Genomic DNA, 24,642 nt, shown 5'->3' on the forward strand with positions numbered 1-24,642 from the left:
CACCGTTTCACCCCTCCGAAGAATAAACATGTCGTTCAATAACAGGAAGATGAAGGAAGGCTGTTACCCCGCCCTGTGCATTTTCATATAGAGCTAACGCCGCCGCTTGACCAAATGTTAATCTTGACCTTTGAATCACATTAATCAAGCCGACCCTTTGATAAGAAGAGGACTGCTCTGAGCCGACTGAATGCAGATGATGGTTCAGTGCAGCTAACTGTTCTTCCTCTATTCCGCTTCCGTTATCCTCTATTTCAATGATAATTCCGTTCTCTACTCTTCTTGCTTGGATCGAAATTTTGGCAGCAGGATTGTCTACCAAACCATGTACAATCGCATTTTCAATTAAAGGCTGCAGCATCAGCTTCGGAATTAATAATTGTTCCAGCCCTGGTTCAAGCTCAACCGTAAGCTCAAGAACCATTTCATTTCTGATCTTCATAATATCGATGTAATGCCCGAGCAGCACGCACTCATTCTTCAATGAGGTCGGTTCATTTACCTTCAGATAGGCTCTTAGCAAGCTCATTAATGAATCGATGCTTTTGCTATGCAGAAGGTCCTTCTGCAGGATAAGGCTGCACTTGATAGAGTTTAAAGTATTGATTAGAAAATGCGGCCGAATTTGCATGAACAAAGCCTCGAGCTCCATTACTCTCTTCAGCTCCTGTTCATGCTCAATATCATGGATAAGCCCCTTGAGCTGCTCCATCATCGTGTTCAACGAATGACCAAGCTCAGCGATATCGTCTTTGCCTTTCACTTCAAGCTTCACATCAAGGTTTCCCATCCCAAATTGCCTGACCGCACGCTGCAATTTTTGAATAGGCCTGTGCAATCTCCTTGCAATAAACATAGAAGAGATGGAAAAAATAATAAAGAGGAAAATAACGCCTCCAATACCCAAATAGAAGGTTCTTGAAATTTCCCCCGTAAAGGTTTCCTTGTTCGCTTCATAAACAAGCGTCCAGTCCGTTTTGTCTAACGTGACTTCAGAACGGAGAATATCTCTGCTTGCTGCTGCATCGTGCGACAGAAGCTCCGTGCTACCAGCAATAAGAGTTCCCTCTGCATCAAATAGCGCTACTTTACCAAACTCAATGGGCTTCAGAACTTTCTCAAAGTATGACTCTGAAATACCAATAATCAGAACCGATAGATAGCGTTTGTCATCATTATCATGAATCACTCTTGCCATATAATAGGTCCCTTCCTTATCGGACTCTTCTTTTACCATACCGAGCCGTTGCAGGGTTTCAGGCCTTTTGAGATCAATTTTTTCATATAAATCGTCTAGGTTTCTATTAACTAAATTCAAATCATCCTCATTCGAAGAAATAATAAAGCCTTTTCTATTGACCAAATACATTCGAATGTTATTATTTAAGGGCTTTGATGTAATGAGAGAAAATACTCCCCTTATGTTCGTAAAATTTGTGTAATCCGCATACGTATTCAACCGTTCTGTATCCGCGAATTTTTTCAAATCTGACCGGACATTCGTATCATTAACGATGAAATGCGATGCAAATATAACATCATCAATCGTTGTTCCAATCTCTTCGATCATGACATTCAAGAAGTTGTCATTGCTCAGTTGAAGCTTCTCAACCATCGTCTCTTTAATGAGCACAAATGAGATGACAGATACGGTAATGATAGGAACAATAATAAATAGGAGAAATGACAGCTGAATTTTTTGATAATAGCTCAACCTAGACATATTTACCGCGCCTCTTTCAAGTTGCTTTCATGACTATTGCAGCAGGGTAGCTTATCGCCATTTTTCGCGTTTCAGGCTTTATTTTATAACGGTAATCTCCTTGACCTTATCTTTCAAGGATATCAACACCACTTCGCCAAAAATCTGTGTGCCGTCAACCATGTATGAATCAATATGAGAGGATGGAGCCCTATGGCATACAACAATGATATATTGCTCTGTTGAATGCGGAATCACAATCCGGCATGCTTCTACGCTCTTGTCCTCTGCCAACTCACCAGTATATAGGTAGACTGGAACTTTTTCAACGATAGGAATGCTTGTTTCTCCCGTGCGTAAAGGGTAAAGAACCTGCATCATCGATGTCGTACCTGAACCAGTTCTCTCGTAGGTCACATATTGGTTAGGCTCCACTAGATTATACTCATAAGAAATAACACCCTCGCTCTGCTCAGCCTTAAGTCCAGCAGTCTGGATCGGAATAATGCAAAGATTTGCATCATTCTCGTTTGTCGTACGACAAATACCCGTCTCCTGCGATAAGCTCAGTTGTCCAGGAGCAAAATGAAAAAACTGCTTAAACGTATGTTCATTCTGGCTTCTAAAGCAATCCACCACAAGCCAAAAATACGGTTTTACAAAGATGATGCTCCTGCTTGGGTAGACAGGATCATTCAAATGAATGTATCCATCGTGGCTCCCGCTAACGTAATCAAAATTCGGCTCCGAAATCCACTCCGTGACTGTTCTTGAAGCTATTCGCCCAAATTGCCATGTATCGATAACTTCCGTAAATTCAGTATCATCAACTACCGTTGTATTATGGGAGCTGCAATGTTTAAGCTGCTTCCGCAGCGGCGTATGATCAGAGTAGTTATATCTTCCCAGATCTGTAAGCAGATCCTTGCCGTATGCATGAATATCGATATGAAGCATATCGGCGTGCCCATGTCCTCCTCCAAGAGGACCACAGCGAAAATAGAGATACAACGCTTGTTCTTCCCAGCCAGAGCGCATCACATAATGCCCTGAGTGTTCAAACGCATAAGATTGCTGCGGCGGTATTTGAACGGGGCAATCTTCATAATAACGAATACCTTCAGGCCCGAAGTTCCAAGCTTGATCAAAATCGACCTTCTCCCAACCAGCAAACAGAAACACGGGATCTTTGAAAATAATCGCAGCAGCCGTCATAACTGACCGAATATCATTATTATCGCTATCACCAAGCATCACCTGTCTATGATCCGGTCTTGCCCAGTAGAGAGAGGCAGCAGCCATGCTCTTTACCGAATGAGTAAAACTAGCTTCCATGGTCATCTTATTTTTTTGAGCCAGAGTCATCATGTCTAGGAAGCAGTTCAGGACCTCATGATGATAGGTAGGCGACTGCTCCCAGTGAATGCCGTCTTTCATCACTTGCAGTCGCGACGTTTCTCTCAGCCTCTCAGCCGTTAGCTGCTGCCAGTGAAGTGTTCGCTTAAATTCTGGAACGAATACGGACATTTGAAATAATCCACTCGTTTCAATAACTCCCCAGTTGCTAATATTACTCCAGCCTGTGAATGATGAAGCTAAATATTCCGCATGCTCATGGAGGGAGACTAACATCTTTGCAAATAGACGCGGCGTCATAACTTGGCTTTCGATGAAATAAGGCAGTGCCTTGATCCAGTTGCTGCAGCGTAGTCCCGCCTCAATAGAGCGCCAAGTTAACGTATTCCTAGTCTGCGCCGAAGGAACGGGATTTCGATCAATCCAATCCTCTAACTGTAGACAGAAGGTGCTCGCGTATTTTTCATCTCCAGTAAGCTGATAGGCTTGTCCAAGTGCAATCCAGTACCGGTGTCGATTCAGCATGTAAGGCCATTCCACATCATGATCTGGAATGTGATTCCAATCAATTAGACCATCAAAGCTAACAGGAACACGGGTACGTTCCATATCCCATTGAAAGCGGAATAGGAAGGTTTGCGATACGACCTCATCAGCTGTATGCAGCACTTCCTGCACTTCATCAGAACAATGTACATGAACATAGTCGCAAACCTGTGGGATTTCTTGCTTTTGCAAATACATCCTTGGATAAGTACGGTCTATAAAATATTGCTTTAACACCGAAAATGCATCATCAAGCTGATTTTGAAGGATGGCCTTCTTTACCACTTCTAACCCTTCATAATCTAGGTTTAATAGATTAAATAGGCGCTCTTCATACTGAGCTTGGTTTTTTGCCTTCATACCAATAACCTCCGATACCCTTCTCAAGCCTCATCAGCGCTTCCAGATAGTAATAATCTCCCCAGATCATATAGTCATCTGGCGACAATCCTCCGTGCACATAATATGATCCATGCTTAAGCAGTCCCTCGGCGTCTTCTTCCCCAATCGTTGCGTATTTCTGAACGAGTGAGGTCATCGATTTCTCAAGATGCTCTTGGAAATAAAGACGTTCAGGGTCTTGCTGCTCCATGAGGGATAGGAGCTCTAATAATCCCGCAGCTACAATCGCAGAGGCCGAGCTGTCTCTGTAGGTATCTCTCTCAATGGGAGCATTGAAGTCCCAGTAGGCTACATGGTCGTCTGGCAAGTGCTCAAGGAAATAACGGGCAAGCCGCTTTGAAGCTTCGAGGAACTTACTTTCCTTCGTGTAGCGATAGGAGAGTGCGAATCCATATACCCCCCACGCTTGTCCCCTTGTCCAAGTTGAACCATTCGTAAACCCTTGATGCGTCGCTCCTCCGATCGGTTCACCCGTTTCTGGCTGAAAGAAGAACGTATGATAGGAGCTGTCATCCCCTCTTATGAGGTAACGCCTTGATTTTTCTGCTTGGATACGAGCTGCTTCCATATAGGATGAATTTCCTGTCTGCTCGCTCGCCCAATACAGCAGTGGAAGGTTTAACAGACAATCGATGATAATCCGGCCGCCTTCTTTCGCATCTCCCTTTTGTCCCCAAGCTTGAATATAGCCGCCAGGTTCACACCACCGGTTCATAAGCAAATCAGCTGCTTGCAGCGTTAATTGTCGGGCTGCTTCATCCTTCTCCACGATCCATTGCGCTTTGGAGGACAGGGAGTATAAAAAACCGATATCATGATGATCGAGCACAACGTGATCCTTCAAACGTTGATGAAAGCTTGTAACAGTATGATGCGCCGCATTCCGAAACCGTTCGTCTTGTGTATATTCGTAGCATAACCACAGCATCCCGCTCCAAAAGCCATTGGTCCAATCATTATTTTCATTCAATTCATAGGTTCCATTGCTGCTGACATGAGGGAATTTTCCCTCAAATCTTTCTATATTTTTTAGCGTCTTTGCAATAGCATCATCAATAGCCGTTTTCCACACGATGCAAGGCCCCTTTCATTCAACCATTTATTAGTTATGCTCAATCATAACGAAAGAATGATCGTCTAATGAGAATGAATTTTTGCAGGAATGTGCAATATTTTGACTTTTTTCACGAACTTCGTTTGATCCATGATTAAAATACAAAAAGAGGTTTCCCACGCCTCGTTTAAGACGTTGGAAACCTCTTTTTTGACCTTCAATACTCGTCTAGCAAGTGTATTGTTTATCCTTTCATTCTTATGGATGACCAATGGTTTTCAACAAGGAAAACTTGTCGCAGAACTAAAAAAACTGGATTTTTAATAACCAAAAAAGCCCCACCGACTTTCGTTCATTCAACGGTCAGCCATGTAGGAGCTATGTTGTAAGAAAATTCTTCTATTTCTTATTCTAATATTGACGCTTTCTCTTTCGATTGACTTAGCCAGAAGCGAATTCAAATGAAATTCCATCACAAAACCCGCTGCCGTTTGGAACGTTCCTCGTTTTCATCGCAGGATTTTAACTCCTATGCGCCTTAAATAACATCATATCAACCATATCATTTCCAAAACGTGATGCTCAAGGATTCAGCAATCCTCTTCATATCCCGCCCAGCTTCGCGCCTTGCAACAGCTGACGTCTCGTCCATTCGTTGGCCACTATGGCATCGCCGTCCATGGACAGCTGCTCATACAGCCGTCTCCTAAGCACGGCAAGCAACTCTGCGTGCTCTAACCTCCCACTCACATTAACCAGTTCGCCAGGATCATTAGTCATATCGTACAGTTCATCTACGTCTGTTAAATTCCAAACATACTTCCAGTCTGCCGTTCGAATCATCCGCTGTGTATAAAGTCCGAACTGTTGACCGTTATAAGTCGATACAACGGCATCCCGCCAATCGGCAGGCTCCTCCCCAGCCAGCAGTGGCACAAGTGAGCGCCCCTGCAAATCCCCAGGATCATAAGTTTGCAGATTGAGAAGCTCCAAAAGCGTCGGCGGCAAATCTAGAAAATTATAGACAAATCGGTCACATCGTCCGCCCACTTCTACGTCCCCGACGCTCGGCATTCTAACAATGAGCGGCACCCGAACAACATCGTCATACATGATGTAGTGCTTATCCATCATACCGTGTGAACCGCACATGTCACCGTGATCTGCGGTAAAGATCACAATGGTATTATCCGCCATACCTAGCCGCTCCAGCGTCCCCAACACTCGTCCAATGGCATCGTCGAGCTGACTAATAATGGCGTAATAACGGGCAACGATCGGCGCCCAGTCCTGCCAATCATAATCGGCAACGCCCCAGCTCTCCAGCTGCTGGCGCTGAATATACGGCTTTCCGGCAAAGGTATCGCGGAAGCCTGCCCACTCCGGGATGTCCTCAGCATCATACATCCCTGCAAAAGGAAGCGAAGGTCGGCAGGGCAAGTGGGGATCGCTAAAGTGCAGCGCCATATGCCAAGGTCGATCTTCGCCTTGCAGCCGCTCCAGCGTCTCACTTGCACGCGCGGCGAACCAATGCGTCTCTGCGTCCTCTAGCGGGAGCGGACTCTGCTCTCCGAAGAAGCCATTCTCGTATCGGGCGTCCGGATGCTTCTGCGAGATAAAGTCATGATAGTCAGCTTCGCTGACGTATGAATCGAAACCATAAGCCGCAGGCCCGTGTACCGGATTGACTCCCCATTTGCCCAAATATGCTGTTGCATAACCGCTCTCCGCAATTGCTCTCGTCCATGTATAGGTTTCCGGCGGCAGTGCAGCCACAGGCAGCGCCCCGCTGTAATTCCATAAGGCACCGAACGTTTCAGGCCTCCTGCCGCGCAGGAGCGACTGCCTCGCCGGTGCGCACACCGGCAGCACGGAATAAGCGTGGGAGAAGGAGATTCCCTGTTCAGACAGACGGTCAATGTGCGGTGTGTGAACGGGATATTTACCGCTGAAGCCCACGCAATCCTCTCGCAATTGGTCTGCCGTAATCAGCAGTACGTTAGGCCTCCGCTCTTTCATCGAGTGTGGCATGCGCGCTCAGCTCCTTTCCTTCCCGCAGACCCTGTATACCGGTCCGATATTCACGCGGCGAGCAGCCGGCATAACGAACGAACAATCGGCTAAAAAACGATGGATCGTCGTAGCCGACCATGGTTGCGATGTAGATGACCTTCTGGTCGGATTCCAGCAGCATCCGCTTCGCCCGTTCAATACGAATTTCGTGCAGCAGGTCGAATACGCTTTTCCCAAACTCCTCGCGCACCAACCGGTTCAGCTGCCTTGTGCTGACATTAAACAAACCGGACAACGCTTGAAGCGTAATTTTTTTGTCAAAATGGCGTTCGAGATAACCGGAAATCCGTCTAGCCATCATCACTCGTTCCGATTGGCGCGGGGATTTATGAATACGATGGCTTTGCATATAGGCGTAATAACGAGACAGCAGAACGAGCAGCTCCACCATCTGCAGGCGAATCAACGTCGTGTGGCCGGGGCCGCGGCTGTTGAGCTCACGGATCATATTCTCCAGCAGCGCCAGCACGGACGACGCCTCCTGCCCGTTCAGATTCAAGTAATGGTTGAAACGGACATCCTGCTTCAGGAAGGGATGCACGTAAAAGTAGTCCATCGATGCCGTGATTTCCAGCTCCTGAAGCAGCGCATCGGGAATAAAGGACGGCATAAACAAACAGTTGATGATTTCCATACTCCCGCCACTCTCTACGGAATAAGCATGCGTCTCGCCGGGATTGATAATAAACACATCGCCCGCATGAATGTTGTAATGGTTACCTTGGAAGATATGGACGCCCTGTCCATGCACCACAAAGACGAGCTCAATGAACTCGTGACCGTGTTCAGAGACAGACGCTTGCACCATCCGATTAATCCAGAACGGGAATTCATCCTTCATGTAACTATTGCTTCCCAGTATATGCCCCATCCTTCATCCCCTCAGTTCGTCATCGGATCAAGATCCGATGGTCTGTTCATGCCGCCCGTCTGTCGCCTGATCGAATCGTTCACGGCGCGGATCCTGAAACCATTCGTCCCACGTCATCCCTGACTCCGCCAAAATCTGCTCAATGCGTCTGCGGAACGGAAGTCCCGCCTCGCGAAGCTGCCGATCCTTCGGATCTTCGCGTCCCCCCAGCTTCTCCTCCACCCAACTATCCAGCTGCCGTTCCAGCTGATCGGCGAGCTCTGGCTCCCGCTCCTCAAGATTTACCGTCTCTTCTGGATCGGCATCCAGATCATACAGCTCTCTAGGCGGCCTAGTAAAAGGCCCCGCGTCGTACGTACGGATAAATTTGTAGCGCTCCGTCCGTATGCCGCGCGCCGCTTGCCATGCGCATTCACTAAGGTAGACAGAATCGTGCGTTCCGTCAGCCAAGTTGAGAATAGAAGGCCATAAGCTTCGCCCGTCCATGCCTGGCGGGTCTGCAACCTTCATAAGCTCGATACCTTCTGGCTGCTCACTGCGTATCGCTTCCAGTATTGTCGGCATGAGGTCAACCTGCTGCACGAGACCTTGCACCCTGCGCCCCTCTGGGATACGACCCGGCCACCGCATAATAATCGGCACATGGACAGTCGGCTCGTATAATCCGCAATGATCCCAATAGATGTCGTGCTCTGTCAGACTTTCACCATGATCTCCGAAAAGAATGAGCAGCGTATCCTCTTTGATACCTAACTTCTCCAGATGAGCGTCGAGTTCCTTCAAACGATCATCAAGATAGCGGATTTCTGCATCATATAGCGCGTCGTAGTAAGCGCTGTCGGTCACTGGGCCAACGAGATCGTAATGGTGGTGCTTAAAGAAAGGATAGGCGGGATGATTGTAAGCCGATTCCATGCTTCGGTTGTTCGGATCATACGGATCCCGCCCCACTTCATAAAAGTCTGGAATATAGGATTCCGGCGGCAAATAAGGCGTATGAGCATCCCAGTAATGAAGGAACAAAAAGAACGATTCATCCTTATGCTCCGCCAGCCATGGCATAGCTAAATCGTTGACCGTTCGGCCGTCGATCCAGCGATTGCCGCCAACGCTGTTCGTATAGTAGCGATAACCCCGGGCAAACCATTCCTTAAGCTGGTACAAATTGTCCACCGCCGATGTCGTGAAGCCCGCGCCGCGCAGCAGGTTTGGCAGCCACGGGGTTGATTTGGGCAGATGCGTCAGCTCTGAGCCATGGGAGACAATCCCTGTCGTGAGCCCTACTTTGCCTGTAAAAATGCCAGTATGCGCCACTTCGGTTGGAATGTCTGCGGCATAAGCTCGCTCGAACAGCACACCTTGCTCGGCAATCTGGTCCAAAAATGGGCTTGTTGGCTTCGAATAGCCGTACCCGCTCAGCCTTGATGCACGAAGCGTATCCAGCGATATCAGTATGATCTTCATTGTATGTCTCCTTCGGGTAGTCCGGTATTCCGGTCCTTATTCACCTCTTGGGTTATGCTCGCTGCGCCGCATGCTTGAACCTCATATTGGCATGCAGCCAGCCCATTACGGCTTCGCCGTTATTCTGCAATGAAGCAGTAGCGGTATCGATTATGATGTCGGGCGAGTGCGGTACCTCGAATGGATCGGAAACGCCTGTAAAATGGTGCAATTCCCCGTTTCTCGCTTTAGCATACAAGCCCTTCACATCACGGCGCTCGCATTCCCCGAGCGGGCACTGCACATAAACTTCCACAAATCCGGGCAGCTGCGAACGGGCATAGTCCCGCATTTCCTCATAAGGTGTGATGGCAGAGACGAGCACATCTACGCTATTGCGAGAGAGAAGCTTAGCGACGTAGACGATCCGTTTAATATTTTCCAATCGATCCTCCCGTGAGAATCCAAGTCCTTTACAAATCGTTTCTCTAAGCTCATCGCCATCGAGCAGCTCCACATGCCGCCCTTCCCGCAGCAGCTCTGCCGCTATATGCTTGGCCGTCGTCGTCTTGCCTGCTCCCGACAAACCCATGAACCATATAACCGAGCCATGTTGTTTATCCAAGTTGTCCTCTCCTCTCGCCAAGTTCGGTCGCTTATCCGATTGCAGGTACATCAATGGGCATCCCGCCGGACTGATGCGAGCGAATTGCAGCTTCAATAACTTCCTGTGCGGCAAGCGCATCCGCTCCTGACGCCTCGATCTTCTCCGGCGCATCGCCAGCTTTGACCTGCTCGATGAATCGATTGATCCGATGGGTAAACGTATCATTGAAGCCCTGCATCCCGCCAAACAGCGAGTTGCGTACAACGAGCAGCTCGTCGGAGTAATGCGGATAATATGTCATGCTTTCATACACGTTATCGATAACAAACCGGCCTTCATTACCTGCGACTTCGCAATATTCAATGGGATGCCGCATCGACATGTCGTAGCTGCCGGTCAAGTGGCCAACCGCGCCGGATGCAAACGTCACATTGACGGATGAGGTCGACCAGCTCTGCCGTCTCGGCGCCTTGGTCATGAACGCTTGAACCCGCTTAATATCACCGGCAAAATACCGCATGACATCGATGGAGTGAGGATGCAGAGCACGCATGTGCAGCCATTCCGTATCCTCCTGCGGGTTCTGAATCGTTAGCCGCATATTGACAAAGAGAAGGGAGCCTAGCTTGCCAGCTTCCATCAGCTCTTTCGCTTTGTAAGCAGCCGGCGTAAATCGATGATTCAAATTACAAGCGAGCCGGACGCCCCGTTCCCGGGCGGCAGCAACCAGCGTCCTCGCTTCCTCGATCCGATTAGAAATCGGCTTTTCTACATGGACGTCCTTGCCAGCATCGATCGCAATCATCGCGGGATCAAAATGATGGCTGCCCTTCTCAACACCCGCTGTCGCTACGACGACTAGATCGATCTGTTCTTTAGCCAGCAGCTCTCTCAGATCGGTATACGCTGGAACGCCATGTTCAAGGCCAGCCGCCTTTGCGCGTTCTGGCATCAGATCACAGACAGCCGCAAGCTCCGTATCTGGATGCTGCCGATAAGCACGGCAATGGATTTTCCCAATATGATTGACACCAACGACAGCAACCCGAATCATTTGGATGCCGCCTCCTCCTTGGATTGAAGGGAGCGCGCGCCAATAATATTGCCGATATGCAGTGACTCGTATGCCTGCTCAGACGAGGTGAACGTCTGGCCTTTGCCATGCCAGTTCAGATTCGTATAGATCGGATTCGTACGACCCGTCTGCTCTTCACGTTTTGCAATATGGTCCTCCATCCGCTTCGTAAGCAGTGCCACAACTTCCGACTGCTGCTCCGCCACATTGTTGTTTTCTTCTGGATCTTGGATCAGATTGTACAGCTCTACCTCCGGCTTAAAGTGGAAGTCCGGCTCAAGCGAGCGGATCAGCTTCCATTCCGGTGTGCGCCAGCCGTGCTTGCGCATCCATGTACATTCCGTCAGATACAGCTCGCTTATCCGCTCTGAATCTTCGCTCGCAACCGGCTCAAGCAGGCTGCGGCCGTCGAAGGAAATGCCGCTGTCGATGCCAATCAACTGCAGCAGCGTCGGCATAATATCCGAGATGACCGACACATCCTGAGCCCGTTTTCCCGCAGGCAAACGCCCCGGAAACTTAATAATAAGCGGCACAACAAGCGTACAGTCATACAGGCCGTGATGATCAAAATAACAGTCGTGCTCATACAGCGTCTCGCCGTGATCCGACGTAACAACGACAAGCGTCTCTTCCTCTAAGCCCAGCGCATTCAGCTTCTCGAAGATACCTTGGATACAAGCATCCATATAAGCGATTGCACCATCATATTGCGCACCAACATAGGCTTCATCAGTGACGCCTTCCGGAATCCATGACTTCAAGAAGTCGGCGAACGGCTTGAAATTATAAACCGGCTCCATGGAGTCGTTGGCTGGGTCCTTCTCGTCCTTGCCGTAGAACATCCGCTCGAACGGCGCAGGCGGCAAATACGGCGAATGCGGATCCATATGCCGCATGAACAGCAGAAACGGCTTATCCTCTGCCGCCAGCCGCTCCAGCTCTGGAATAGCGACATCGTTTAGATTTTGCGCCTTAGGCGTACGCCCCGACTCGTCAGGCACCCAAGATTCATAATCGAGATACGTATGGAAACCGCGTGATGATGGATTGCCCGTGAAGCCGACACATGACGTGTTATAGCCGTTCTCCGCAAGCAGCTCAGGCAGCGTCTTCACGTGACTGCCAAGCGGTCCTTCGTGGCGCAGCGCCACAACGTCGGTTCCGAACACATCCATACCCGTCAGCATCGATGCATAAGCAGGCGTTGTCGGAATGCCCGGGCTGAAATGTTTCTCATATAGAACGCCCTCGGCAGCAATTTTGTCCAGATGCGGAGTAGTCAGCCTCGAATAACCATACGCACTCATATGATCCCGACGAAGGCTATCTATGCCGAACAGTAGAATATTTGGTTTCTTATTAGTCATTTTGAAATCCTCCTTTTGGATGAAAATAATGCTTTTATCGCGCGTTCAGCTGTTTAAGAACCGCATTTAGATAGCCGTACGACTCAGCGGCTACGATGGATACCTGCGCAAGCGTATGCTCAGGTGAAGCACCAATGACCTCAACGACGACCGGTCCGTCGTAACCTCCATCCACCATCGCTTTGCAGTAGCCATATAGATCGATGTCGCCCCGTCCGCACGCCTGAAGCATGATCGGGCCAGGTCCCTGCTCCCGTCCTTTGCAGTCACGGATATGAACATGCTTTACGCGACTAAGCACAGCGGGGAGCGCTTTCTCCGCATTTTCGCCGGCACGGTGGATATGGCTCGGGTCCATGTCGATGCCGAACGCGGGGGAGATGATCGAGTCCATCGCTCGCAGCGTGGTCGGCGTATTGTGAATGGCATTGCCGACATGAGCTTTAACGCAGAGCGTGATGCCATACGAAGCCGCTCTCTCTGCCATCCGCGCAAGCATCTCGATAGATGCCTGCAGGTCTTCTTCGACACCTAGCTTTCCGCCAGGACCAACGTTTACGATTGGAATTCCAATTTCAGCGGCAGCTTCGAACGCTGGGAGCAGCCGCTCCTCATTGAGCGATGCAACCTCAGTCGACAGAAACGTCAGGCCGTTTTCCTGCACAATCGCCTGCAGCTCGCTCTTCTGCTGCTTCCAGCGGCTGAGATCCAGATGCTCGCACATGCCTTGAATAGCGGCAATCTCTACACCATCGTAGCCGCAGGCCGCAATATGCTTCGCCGCTTCGGCGAAATCGAACTCTTTGAACAGTACGGAATTGACACCTAGTTTAATCATGTATGAGCCCTCCTGAATAATGGATTAGTAAAACATGTATTAGTTCATGTTCCAGCGATACCTACATAGAAATCGCAAGCAACAAAATAGCAACTCGCTATCTTAACTGAGATTATTTCAGATAAAACGGATCGCCGTGCAGCGGCGGCAGCGGCTGAGGACGAACGACCTCTCCCCCGCGTTCATACGATTCCTGTACGGCATGCACATACTCCAGCACAGCAAGCGCATCGCGTCCGCTGGCGCGCAGCGCATCCGGAGACACCTTGTTGTCAACATCCTCCAGAAATGCATGCAGACGATGGTTGAAAGTCCGGTTGAAATCATTTGTTCCGAAATCCGTCACTTCAGGCTCAATCGGAACGCTGATCGCTGGAATGCCTTTCTCCGCTTTCCAGAACGATACTTTCTCGACGCAGTTCTCAATGGTGAATGTCCCCTTCGAGCCCCCAACCTCAAGACTCCACCATCCGCCTAATCCGTAGACAGCATCGCCGCGCTGACTCAATAAATAGCCAACTGCACCGTTTGCGAACTTCATATGGATACTGTTGATGGACACCATAACATCGCCTGCGCTCCGGCGGAAGCCTGGACGGTCGGAGAACGTCTGGATGTGCGTAATATCGCCGCAGAAATGGCGCATAACACTGAATGGGTGGGTCAGGAACGCCCGCATATGGAAGTAAGGGTGGCCTTTCACTTTATCCGAGCTGGCAAGCGCATAGTTGAGCTCGCCGCCGTTGAAGCCCATTTTGGCCAGACAATAAATTAATTCGCCCACCTCTCCGCTCTCCATATATTGCTTCGCCTTCTCCGCCGGCGGCGTGAAGTAATGGTTCAGGTTGCAGCCTAGATACACCTTCTGCTTCTCCGCAAATGCCACCATCTCGCGGCCTTCTCGCACATCGTTGCACAGCGGCTTCTCCACGAGCACGTGCTTTCCGTAAGACATCGCTTCCATCGCCGGTTCAAAATGCCAGCTGCCGTTGTCAATGCCGCCTGTCGTCACATCGATCACCTGAATATCAGGCTCATTCTCGATCATGTCCTTAAGCGTATAGTACGCTTTTACACCGTGCTTCTCTGCAGCTGCGTCGGCGCGCTCCTTAATGACATCGCATACCGCTACGACATCAGCCAGTCCATCCTCCTTGTAACAGTTCGCATGGTTGTTGCCGATCCCGTTCATGCCTACAATTCCGATTTTGACCGCCATGTTCAACTTCCCCTCGTCCTCTGAATTGGATAATGAATTTCCTAGATCATATCGATAGCCTAATCGCCAAGCCGTCATAGTTGTAAACGCTTTTATAAGTTCATCATACTGCCAACTTCTGTCCAAATCATGGCGGTTCGGGACAAAAACCTTTCCGATCGAGACTGCTTTTAAAAAAGGAACGGCTCAATTTAGGATGTATCTCAAACAGCTGGTATGCATAGGTCGATCAAGGATCTCACGAAGTGAGATTTGCAGCGACCGATTCACCGCAAGCATCCTAAAAAAACCGCAATCCTAATGACTGCGGCTCTATGAATGAGGACAAAATCAAATGAAATTCGTTCGTGCTCAAGTACTACAGTCCATGCATGTTTATCCCTTAATAGCTCCTGCTGTCATGCCGGCTACAATTTTTTTGTTGAAGAAAATGAACAGAATGAGCATTGGGATAGAGATCAGAACAATATCGGCAAATAACAAATTCCACGATGTCGTGAACCGGCTCATGAAGTTGTACAGCGTCAATTGCACCGTCGCGTTGGAGGAACCTGGGAAGAAGTAAAGCGGATTAACAAAGTCATTAAATACGTTTATCGATTCAAGCACAATGATGGTTGAAGTAACGGGCTTTAGCAGAGGAAAAATAATACTAAAGAACAGCCGCCCGCCGCCCGCGCCGTCAATTAATGCGCTCTCATCAATTTCACGCGGCAGCGTTGCCACAAACGCTTTGTACAAAATAGCTGTAAACGGAAAGTGCAGCGCAACCTCCACGAAAGTGATGCCTGCAAGCGTCTTGAACAGGCCGATCGAGTCGAGTACCCAGATCGTTGGCACGATCGCGGGCGGAATCATCAAACCTGCCAAAACTAGAAAGTTTAAGAAGGAAGAAAAGCGCCCCCCTTCTCTGCGATGCAGTACAAATCCGGCCATCGCGCTGACGATGATCAGTACAGTGATCGATAATACCGTAAGCAGCATGCTGTTATAAAAAGCGCGGACTAGCATATGATCGGCAGCAGTCAACACATCCCTGTAATTTTCCAAGATATGAAATGATTTCGGCCACGACATATTCATAAGTGCAGATTCGGCTTGATTTTTAAAAGAGTTGATAATGACAAAATAAAACGGAATCCAAAAAATGGCGGTGCTGAGCACCAGCGAGAACACGGCAACGATAATCCTCTTAGCTGCGCTGCTTATCCCCCTGTTTTCGCCGCGGTTCAGCGGTTTGCCCACGCCTTTATTCATCATTCGGCTCATTTCGCTGCTCATAAGTGCACCTCACTTTTCGTTAGGTACTTATACAGAGGAAACGCCAGCAGTGACACACCGACAAACAAGATAACGTTGCCCGCAGTTGCTAGGCCATAAAAACCCGCTTGATACTGCTTGTATATGATCGAGGCGATCAGGTCGGTCGTGAAGCCCGGCCCACCCTTCGTCATGGCCCAGATCAGGTCGAAGGAACGGAGCCCTCCGATGAATGAGAGTATGATGACCGAATTCATCGCCGGTCTGCTTAAGGGAACGGTAATATAACGGAATGCGTTCATGCTGCTACCGCCATCAATTTTGAGCGCTTCGTAATATTCGCCTGGAATGGCTGAAATGCCTGCGATATAAATAACGGTAGCAACGCCGATACCTTTCCATACGTCTACTAAGGCAACAGACAGAAGCGCAATCTTCGTATTGCCAAGCCAATCGGGTCCGTTAATACCAAATACAGCCAGACTTGTATTGATCAGCCCTTGCGAAGGATGCATCATAATCGAGAAGGCGATTCCGACCGCGATCGTGCTAAGCAGCGTTGGGAAGAAAATAACAGAACGCAAATAGTTTTTAAATAAAACGGTAGAGGTGAGGAACGCACCGAGCAAGAGGCCAAGGATGACCTTGAGGCCGCAGGTTACAACCGCATAAATTAACGTGTTCCTGAAGCCGATGCTGAGCGCCGTCTCTGAGAAAAATGTGACATAGTTGTCGAAGCCGATGTAATTCCAATCGGTGAGCGTCCAACGCGTCATACTAAAGAACAGCGATAATACCGTTGGCAGCAAATAAAAGACGAAGTAGATCAGAAATGCGGGAATAAGAAATAAATAAGAGTAAGTCCGAATCGTAAGCTTGGTCATGGCTCTCCCCTTCTTTCCGGAGAAAACGGACTCCGCAGCTTCTTGCGCGGAGCCCCGTCTTCAACTAGAATTCCCGCATGCGGCGGGCGTTCTACCAGCCCGGTAGATTTAACTGCTGCGCTTGTTTCAGTACATCTTTGTCATAATCCTCGGCGCCCTTCTGCGCGGAGGTGATGCCGCTGCCAACAGCGACAGTGAGGTTCTCAAGGTTCGGGCCTTTGACCGGCGATACGAACTCCAGCGCAGGTGCCGTCTTGCCTTCATCGAAGTATTTCTGCATTTCTTTGACACCCTCGTAAGCATCGTCAGGGAGCTCAATTCCTTTAATCACATTGGGGCCTGCCGCCTTGACTTTGGAGGCAAATATATCTTGGCCTTCCTTAGACACGAAATATTCCGCGAACTTCTTGGCGGCTTCTACTTTCTTGCTGTTCTTGTTGATGTACAGACCGCTCGGCATCCATACCGTTAGTCCGTTGACGTCTGCGCTGTCGCTCGGTATTGGGAAAACGCCGATGTCATTGATCTTGTCTGGGCTATTTTGCAAGATGGAATCAAGTGCGCTAGTCAGCATCGGATAGTGTACACCTGTGCCATCGGCCAGCATTTTCAAAGCAACGTCATATGTTGTGGCTAGGAAGTCCTTATTCATATAGCCTGCTTTAAACGGTTCCTCCGTCTTTTCGAAGCTGCGCAGTGCAGCTGGTGTCGTTGCGTACTTCGCCTTATTGTTCGTGTAATCGTCTGCGAAATTCGGAACCTGCGCCTGCAGGTTGTAGTAATCACCGAGAACAAACAGCTGGGACGTCCAAGTATCCTTGTAGGACGCGATAACAGCGGTTTTGCCCGCAACTTTGATCTTCTCATTGTTCGCCATGAATTCGGTCCATGTTTGCGGGACGGTTAATCCGAGCTCACCGTACACCTTCTTGTTGTAAAGTATCGCACCTGCGGAGCTTGATCCGACGGGCGCGCCGTACACCTTGCCATCGACCGTAACTACCGTTTTGAAGGAATCAAGCACGTCCGCCATAAACGATTCATTCGTCAGGTCGAGAAAGTTATCCACCGGATTAACTGCCTTCAGCAGCGAGCCCGTATTATAAACGAGAAGGTCGGACATATCTCCTGTTGCTAGGCGCGTCTTGACGAGGTTGTCGCCTTCCGTGCCATCCGGTTTGATGTCATACTCAATGGTGATATTCAGCTTTTTCTCTGCTTCAGTGGCAACAGCCTTGAGCGCTTCGAGCGTTGTGCCTGAATTGCCTACCATCAGCGTTAAGGTCGTTTTCGCTGCAGGTTCGCTTGTCGTGTCCGTTTTCCCGTTCGTAGCGCCGGTGTTGTTCTTCGTCGCAGAGGGGGTGTTGTTGCTGCTGCCGCATCCAGCGAGCAGCAGCAAGATCATCATCACGCTTGTCACAAATGCGAGTGTTTTGGCAGTCGTTCGTTTCATCGTTCTGGAGCCTCCCTTTGTAGGCATGGACCCTTGCTCCTTTCGGCAGCCGTCCATCGTTGCCTCTTTTTGCATCACTGATGCTGTAAGTTACAATATGATGAATACGCTTCCATAAAGAGCGAGCTTCCGTTCCAAGGGCCCGGGTTCCCTCGTATTTTCAGTCTAAGGGTTTATGTTTTTGATGAATACCTGCTCATTTGCTATTTTAAGGGGGGAATTTTTCCTTTTCACAACAGGAAGTGGTTCGGGCGAGGAAACTTCCAGCTTGCGAGATTGCATCGCCTGCAAGTCGTCTAACTGCTTGCTAGTACTTGGATCATTCGCTCAATTTGCGTTTTGCGAAGGCGGTCGGTGTTTCGCCTGTTATTCTCTTAAACAAATGAGAGAAATGTTTGGCATCCTCGTAACCTACCAGCTCGCCGACTTCAGAAGGACGCGACGTGCCGTCGGCTAGCAGATCCTTTGCTTTGCTGATCCGGTACCCACTCACATAATCGGAGAAGGTGTAGCCCGTTTGGCTTTTGAACAATCTGGATAAATGTCCAAGACTGACATGATGATCAGAAGCAAACTGCTGAAGGGAAAGGTCGCCTTGATAGTTGGCATGAATCCAGTTCATCAACACCGGAATGAGCCCTTTTGGCTTCTGTTCCTTTGATGTGTGTGTCCCTGCAATCCCGAATACTGCTGCCGTAAGCCATTCCTTGATTGGCTCATAGTCGGTCACTTCGTGCAGCAAGCTCATATCCTCCTGCAGTAGAATCAATGATTCTGCTTGCAAATTGAACTTCAACGAATAGAACAAATCGCTAGCAAACTGCACCAGCTGCTTTTGGGTGACCTCTTTGTACTGAAGACCCTTGACGATACGCGATATCGTATCTCGTCCTCTTGCCATCTCGCCCGCTTTAACCTGTGCTTGCAGTGCACGCGCCTTTACCCATATTTCGGAAATATCAGGCGCAGCCAGCTTCATATCCGGTGATGCCAAGGTCGGCTCGCCGATTCGCAAATGCTCTTCAAGCTGCTTGCCAAGGCGGATGAAGCTGCGATTCAGACTCTCGTTCTCTTTCTTTATTGTAAAGCTCACATGGAGAAGAATGCCATGGGTGTTCACATACTCGAAGAGCGATTGAAGCTTTGTCTTTAGCGACTGCGTAAATGCTTCATTCCCAGCGGGCAGCAGCAGAACTCTGCGGCGGGCGTCAATCGTAATGCAATGACTATCCCGCTCCTTGTTCAAGACGCTCCCGAAATGCGAGAGAATATCCGATGCCTCAAGCCCGGCATCCTTCCAAGTAAGCGGCGATGCCCAGTTCTCCAGAAGCAGCAGCACCATGAACAAACGCTGCTGCTCAGATTCGGTTGGCTTAACATGCTCCATCGCATCCGCCGCCATCAGCCGCTGGAGAAGTGACCACGCAACAAGGTCGCTCCGGCTGCGTGACTCGTCTTCAATACGCGCAAGCAAGCGGTCAACCGCCTTGTAAAGCGTCTCTTTCTTAACTGGCTTCAGCAAATAGTCCGTCACGCCAGTTTGCATTCCCCGCTGTGCATAAGCAAAATCGTCATGGACACTGAGAATAATACCTTTGACGTCAGGATGATTGCGGCCAAGCTCGGTCAGCAGCTCCACACCGTCAATGCCCGGCATTGTAATGTCGGTCAATACGAGATGTGGGACTACGGATTTCGCTGCTTCCAGCGCATCTTCCCCGTTCTCAAACGCAAGCACACGATGCTGCGGCTCGTAACGTTTAAAGAGGGCCTCGAGCTCCGCAAGCGCCCACCGCTCGTCTTCTACCAAAAATATATTCATCAGTCGGCCTCTCCCTTCACCTTGACGAATCGTTCATACGGGAACGTCAACCTAACCGTCGTTCCACGGCCTGGGGAACTTATCAGCTCTACTCCATATTTGACACCATGGAACAGCTTGATTCGCTGCGCGATATTGGACAGGCCTATCCCCTGCCCCTCCTCATCGTAAGCGTCCACCGCCTGTACTCTCTCCAACCTTCGGCGCAGCATGTGGATGCGCTCTTCTTCAATACCACAACCGTTGTCGGATACTTCGATAATCAGTTCACTGCCAAGCCTCTTAACAGCGATGTTGATTCGACCGCCTGACTTGACCTTGCTCAGTCCGTGAACGATTGCGTTCTCAATTAGCGGCTGAACGGTAAGCTTCAGCACCGATGCTTGCAGCAGCGCTTCCGGCACGTCCATATAGAACTCATATCGATTGCCGAATCGATGCTGCTGAATATTCATGTAATTGCTTATATGCTCCATCTCGTCACGCAGCGGGATGGGATGATGAAGATTTGTCATACTGTATTTGAACAGCTCGGCCAGCGATTCTGCCATCTCGGCAACCTCTTCAATGCCTCGAACCCTGCTGATAGACTTCATAATGTTAAGCGTGTTATACAAAAAATGAGGGTTGATCTGCGCCTGCAGTGCCGATAGCTGCGCATTCTTCTCCGCCAGTTTGGATGTATACACTTCGCTAATTAAGCGTGTAATACTATCCAGCATGTTGTTATAGATACGGCTCAGACGGCCGATCTCATTGTTGCCGGCCACCTCCATTCTCTGGCTCAAATCCCCCTGCTCGACACGCGTCATCTTTTTCATCAAATTACGGAGCGGAAGCGTCATCTGATAAGACAGCATATAGGACACGAACGCAATCAGCCCCATCGCGAGCAGGCCAACGAGAAAAAGAATATAACTAGAATGTTTCTGCTTGGACAGCAGAAATTCGTTCGGAATTAGAATTAACGTATTCCATTTCGTATAGGAGGATTTCGACGTTGTATAAATATAGCTCACGCCGTTCCACACCACCTCATTCGATTCATGATTGCCTTGGAAGATGGATAGATCAATTCCAGTGTCATTGCTGCCCGTCAGCTCATTCCTGTCGTCATAGACGACGCTGCCTTCATCGGTAATGATGAACGCTCTCATATTCCGTTCAACGTCGTTGCTGTCGGAATTGACGAGCATGTCCTTGATGACATTCACATTAATATTAATTTTCATATAGCCTAAAACATCAAGGTATGGAATGCGGCTGATGTTCCGTACGAAGGATATCACCTGAGCTTCACGATCACCGCCCGTATTCTCCGCCGTGACGGGCAGAAGCAGAAATTTGACTCCGGGCATATCCAGCCGATTCTGATACCAGCTCTCGCTTTGAAGATTGAAGCTTATTTTAGGTCCCCCCGCCTTCGATACAAAATAAGCGATGTCGTCCGTGGTGAAAATATAAATGCTCTGGAGCTGAGGGCGCGGCTGAAGATGGGTGAACAGTCTATTGTTGATCGTCAGTTCAATTTGATTCTGCGTGACGGAGTCCGGGATGCCGTAATGATCAATTAAACTTTCTTGAATAATTGGATCGCCAATAATAGACACGGAGAGCTTCTCCATATCCTGAATATACAGCTCAAAGGTTCGGCTGAACTGCCGAGAAATCGTGTCCGAAAGCGCTAACGTTTGATTTTTGATATCGTTTACATTTTTATAGTAGAAAATAATACAGGTCAGCATGACGATGAACAGCGATACCGCGGAGAAGACGATGAACATTTTACTCTTCAGCAAGTAGTCGTTCCAATTTTTCATCATGGCTTCTCCTCTTGGTAAACCTTTTTAAATTAGTTACTATATTTTCACTTTTCTAGAGTAATAGACAGATAGCAAATTATACTGAATATGCAGTAATACAGAAATGAATATGGAATGTGTGATGTCTGCAATGGTTCCAAATATGATCCCGCCTATGAAAGCAAAGAACATAAACCTTACACTTAATTTGTTTAATGTATAGTATTGCAAATGCGAGACTGCAAATAATAAGGAGGAAATGAGGATTGGGAGTGTGAACTTCTATTTTCGACACGCATGCTAGTTTACCTTCCATGATTCTATTTGAGATGAATAAATAATCAACTTATTATTCCTTTTATTTAGCCTTTAAAAAATAAAAAAGCCGCCCTTAGGCAGGGCGGCTGCTCTTGCTTATTTCAAACCCCATAGTGCTGGCACATTCGATGGTTCCCAGCCAGCTAATGATGTATGAGGCTGAATACAATAATAGGTTTTGCCTCCGTAAGTAACGAGGTCGTTTGCTTTGTAGCTTACATTTGGTGCCCAAGCGCTTACCGTTCCACCGTTTGCATCAGTCGTAGCGGCAACTGATGTGCCGCTCGAAACATTGCCCGCGGCATCTTTCGCCACTACAGTAAAGGCATATGCCGTATTTGCAGCAAGACCGCTAATTGTCGTGCTCGTTCCCGTGACGTTCACGTTGGTAGAACCATAAGTCACGGTATAACCGGTTACGCCAACGTTGTCAGTAGATGCTGTCCATGAAAGACTGACGCTGGAGGATGTTTTGCCTGTGACTTGAAGATTCGTTGGCGCTGTTGGCGAGGTTGTATCTCCCGTAGCTGGATTTGTCGTTACTGGAAGTGCATTGCTCGCTCCCGAAATATTCCCAGCTGCATCCTTCGCTGTTACAGTAAATGTATATGCCGTATTAGCAGCAAGACCGCTAATTGTCGTGCTTGTTCCCGTGACGTTCACGCTTGTAGAACCATAAGTCACGGTATAACCCGTCACGCTAACGTTGTCAGTAGATGCAGTCCATGAAAGACTAACGCTGGAGGACGTTTTGCCTGTGACTTGAAGATTCGTTGGCGCTGTTGGCGGGGTTGTGTCTGCCGCTGGTGGATTCGTCGTTACTGTAAGCACATTGCTAGCTCCCGAAATATTGCCAGCCGCATCCCTCGCTTTCACTGTAAACGTATAGGCTGTATTAGCAGCAAGACCGCTAATCGTCGTGCTCGTTCCTGTGACGTTTACGCTTGTAGAACCATAAGTCACGGTATAACCCGTCACGCCAACGTTGTCAGTGGACGCACCCCAAGCCAAAGTTACACTATTTGATGTTTTTGCAGTGGATTGAAGGTTGCCCGGTACAGATGGCGCAATGATATCTGCACTACCGGATCCTGCCAAATCGCTCGCCAGCTTGTTTAATAGTACTTTGTTTCGGTCACCGCTAAACTCCCAGAACATGGCACCGCCAAGCCCTTTGCTTTGAATGAAGGCTGTCTTGTGCCCGAGTGATTCTGTATCATCGTAGGAGATAAAAGTACGTTTAACAGCGTTATATAAGTAAGGTACCTTCGCTGTATCATTCCAATAACGTGTGTAGCCGTTTTTATTAATGTAGTTGTTTTCGAGATCTGTATAATCAAATAATCCCGCTTCCCATGTACCTGCAGGCACGCCAGAGCAGCTTTGATACTGCCCATTACCGGTCGCTGCGCAATTGGCCCAGCCCCGACCATAGAAAGGAACTCCCAACACAATTTTACTAGCTGGAACACCGGCATCCAAGTGCCCTTGCACGCCAGACGCACTGTTATATGTCGCTGCGTTTGGAACGCCCGCCGCTGCTGCTGCAGGATCATAATTCAGCGGAGCATTGTGGGCGCTTACAGTTTGCCAGCCACCGTTGAAATCATATGTCATAATGTTGATCCAATCAACAATCGCAGCAATATTACCTAGCTCGGTATTCTGTGCATACGTCGGACTTGCACCAGAGGCTATCGTCAGCAAATAAGTTTTACCATCCGCCGTACCCGCAGCATTAAGCTTCTCGCGAATCTTCTGAAGCAGCAGCGTATAGTTTTGCTTATCAGCAGCCCTTACGCTATTGCCAGCTAACCCTCCGCTCACTGGGTATTCCCAGTCGAGATCAACGCCATCAAATTGATATTTTCGCAGGAAGTCTACCGCTGAATTAGCGAATGTCTCCCTTGTGGCTGCACTGGCCGCAACATCAGAGAATCGGTTCGACCAACTCCATCCGCCTACAGAGATAATTGTTTTTAAATGAGGGTTAGCTTGCTTCTGCTTAATCAGCTGCCCAATATTTCCCTTTATCGGCTTATCCCACGTATCCCCCGGGAACGCTTTCCCTGTGTCGATCCAAGGATCGCCTAATACGATTGTCCCATTTGGCACGTTAATCGAACCCACTTCGTCCTGACAAGCCCATGTCACAGGATTAGGTCCTGTCGGATCTGAATTTCCGTGAATGCCATTCCAACAAATATCTGCAAACGCATAATTAATATGAGTCACCTTGCTAACATCCATATCCATGACATTGTAATTTCTGCCATAGGCACCCCAAGAGGGATAATACCCGATTATCTTTGAATTTGAAGCTGCTTCTACCTTTTGTCCACCAAATGCTAGGGAATAAAACAATGAGAGGATGAGAAAAGCAACCAACAGGATAACACTACTTTTTCGTACCAATGCTCCGCCTAGTACCATTTCTTAAATACACCTCTTCCTTCAAATTTGAAATCGCTTTCAATAAGTGAATATCAAATAGACTCTGCCCAGTCACCTCCTACAGTAAGGATAAAAACAAAGGAAAACCGTCAC

At 48.7% G+C, this 24,642-nt stretch carries 18 protein-coding genes; all 18 read right to left on the bottom strand.

Annotated features, from left to right (window positions below; all coding sequences use genetic code 11):
* Positions 1 to 7: 7 nt before the first annotated feature.
* Positions 8 to 1,723, bottom strand: coding sequence for a sensor histidine kinase (locus AB4Z45_RS22085; RefSeq protein WP_441911583.1), 1,716 nt, complete (start codon positions 1,721 to 1,723; stop codon positions 8 to 10).
* A 78-nt stretch (positions 1,724 to 1,801) separates the two neighbouring features.
* Entirely contained in the window at positions 1,802 to 3,964 is a 2,163-nt protein-coding gene (locus AB4Z45_RS22090; protein ID WP_441911585.1) for an alginate lyase family protein, read from the bottom strand.
* On the bottom strand, positions 3,936 to 5,078 hold the full coding sequence (locus AB4Z45_RS22095) for a glycoside hydrolase family 88 protein (protein WP_441911587.1): 1,143 nt from the start codon (positions 5,076 to 5,078) through the stop codon (positions 3,936 to 3,938). The genes AB4Z45_RS22090 and AB4Z45_RS22095 overlap by 29 nt, the downstream gene beginning before the upstream one ends.
* Positions 5,079 to 5,663: 585 nt before the next feature.
* Entirely contained in the window at positions 5,664 to 7,091 is a 1,428-nt protein-coding gene (locus tag AB4Z45_RS22100; protein ID WP_441911589.1) for a sulfatase-like hydrolase/transferase, read from the bottom strand.
* Positions 7,060 to 7,974 (bottom strand): helix-turn-helix domain-containing protein, encoded by a 915-nt coding sequence (locus AB4Z45_RS22105; protein ID WP_441911591.1) that lies wholly within the window; start codon positions 7,972 to 7,974, stop codon positions 7,060 to 7,062. The genes AB4Z45_RS22100 and AB4Z45_RS22105 overlap by 32 nt, the downstream gene beginning before the upstream one ends.
* Before the next feature lie 57 nt (positions 7,975 to 8,031).
* Positions 8,032 to 9,468, bottom strand: coding sequence for a sulfatase (locus tag AB4Z45_RS22110; protein ID WP_441911593.1), 1,437 nt, complete (start codon positions 9,466 to 9,468; stop codon positions 8,032 to 8,034).
* A 52-nt stretch (positions 9,469 to 9,520) separates the two neighbouring features.
* Positions 9,521 to 10,072, bottom strand: coding sequence for an adenylyl-sulfate kinase (gene cysC, locus AB4Z45_RS22115; protein ID WP_076269504.1), 552 nt, complete (start codon positions 10,070 to 10,072; stop codon positions 9,521 to 9,523).
* A 31-nt stretch (positions 10,073 to 10,103) separates the two neighbouring features.
* Entirely contained in the window at positions 10,104 to 11,108 is a 1,005-nt protein-coding gene (locus AB4Z45_RS22120; RefSeq protein ID WP_441911595.1) for a Gfo/Idh/MocA family protein, read from the bottom strand.
* Positions 11,105 to 12,499 carry a sulfatase family protein gene (locus AB4Z45_RS22125; RefSeq protein WP_441911597.1) on the bottom strand — a complete coding sequence of 465 codons (1,395 nt, stop codon included), beginning with the start codon at positions 12,497 to 12,499 and terminating at the stop codon, positions 11,105 to 11,107. The genes AB4Z45_RS22120 and AB4Z45_RS22125 overlap by 4 nt, the downstream gene beginning before the upstream one ends.
* A 34-nt stretch (positions 12,500 to 12,533) precedes the next feature.
* Positions 12,534 to 13,337, bottom strand: a complete 804-nt coding sequence (locus AB4Z45_RS22130; protein ID WP_339208147.1) for a sugar phosphate isomerase/epimerase family protein — start codon at positions 13,335 to 13,337, stop codon at positions 12,534 to 12,536.
* 112 nt (positions 13,338 to 13,449) lie between these two features.
* The gene (locus tag AB4Z45_RS22135; protein WP_441911599.1) at positions 13,450 to 14,556 is read right to left on the bottom strand and encodes a Gfo/Idh/MocA family protein; all 1,107 of its coding nucleotides are present in this window, start codon (positions 14,554 to 14,556) and stop codon (positions 13,450 to 13,452) included.
* 375 nt (positions 14,557 to 14,931) lie between these two features.
* Positions 14,932 to 15,837: a carbohydrate ABC transporter permease gene (locus tag AB4Z45_RS22140; protein WP_441911600.1), complete on the bottom strand. Its 906-nt coding sequence runs from the start codon at positions 15,835 to 15,837 to the stop codon at positions 14,932 to 14,934.
* Positions 15,834 to 16,700: a carbohydrate ABC transporter permease gene (locus tag AB4Z45_RS22145; protein ID WP_076269499.1), complete on the bottom strand. Its 867-nt coding sequence runs from the start codon at positions 16,698 to 16,700 to the stop codon at positions 15,834 to 15,836. The genes AB4Z45_RS22140 and AB4Z45_RS22145 overlap by 4 nt, the downstream gene beginning before the upstream one ends.
* A 91-nt stretch (positions 16,701 to 16,791) precedes the next feature.
* On the bottom strand, positions 16,792 to 18,153 hold the full coding sequence (locus tag AB4Z45_RS22150) for an ABC transporter substrate-binding protein (protein ID WP_441911602.1): 1,362 nt from the start codon (positions 18,151 to 18,153) through the stop codon (positions 16,792 to 16,794).
* Positions 18,154 to 18,472: 319 nt separating this feature from the next.
* Positions 18,473 to 19,975: a response regulator transcription factor gene (locus tag AB4Z45_RS22155; RefSeq protein ID WP_441911603.1), complete on the bottom strand. Its 1,503-nt coding sequence runs from the start codon at positions 19,973 to 19,975 to the stop codon at positions 18,473 to 18,475.
* Complete coding sequence (locus AB4Z45_RS22160) at positions 19,975 to 21,798, bottom strand: sensor histidine kinase (RefSeq protein WP_441911604.1); 1,824 nt, start codon at positions 21,796 to 21,798, stop codon at positions 19,975 to 19,977. The genes AB4Z45_RS22155 and AB4Z45_RS22160 overlap by 1 nt, the downstream gene beginning before the upstream one ends.
* Positions 21,799 to 21,834: 36 nt before the next feature.
* Positions 21,835 to 22,044 (bottom strand): CPBP family glutamic-type intramembrane protease, encoded by a 210-nt coding sequence (locus tag AB4Z45_RS22165; RefSeq protein WP_441911640.1) that lies wholly within the window; start codon positions 22,042 to 22,044, stop codon positions 21,835 to 21,837.
* 147 nt (positions 22,045 to 22,191) lie between these two features.
* Positions 22,192 to 24,510, bottom strand: coding sequence for a glycosyl hydrolase family 18 protein (locus tag AB4Z45_RS22170; protein ID WP_441911606.1), 2,319 nt, complete (start codon positions 24,508 to 24,510; stop codon positions 22,192 to 22,194).
* Between the last annotated feature and the right edge of the window lie 132 nt (positions 24,511 to 24,642).

It is taken from the genome of Paenibacillus sp. MCAF9, from assembly GCF_052114265.1.
GTDB lineage: Bacteria > Bacillota > Bacilli > Paenibacillales > Paenibacillaceae > Pristimantibacillus.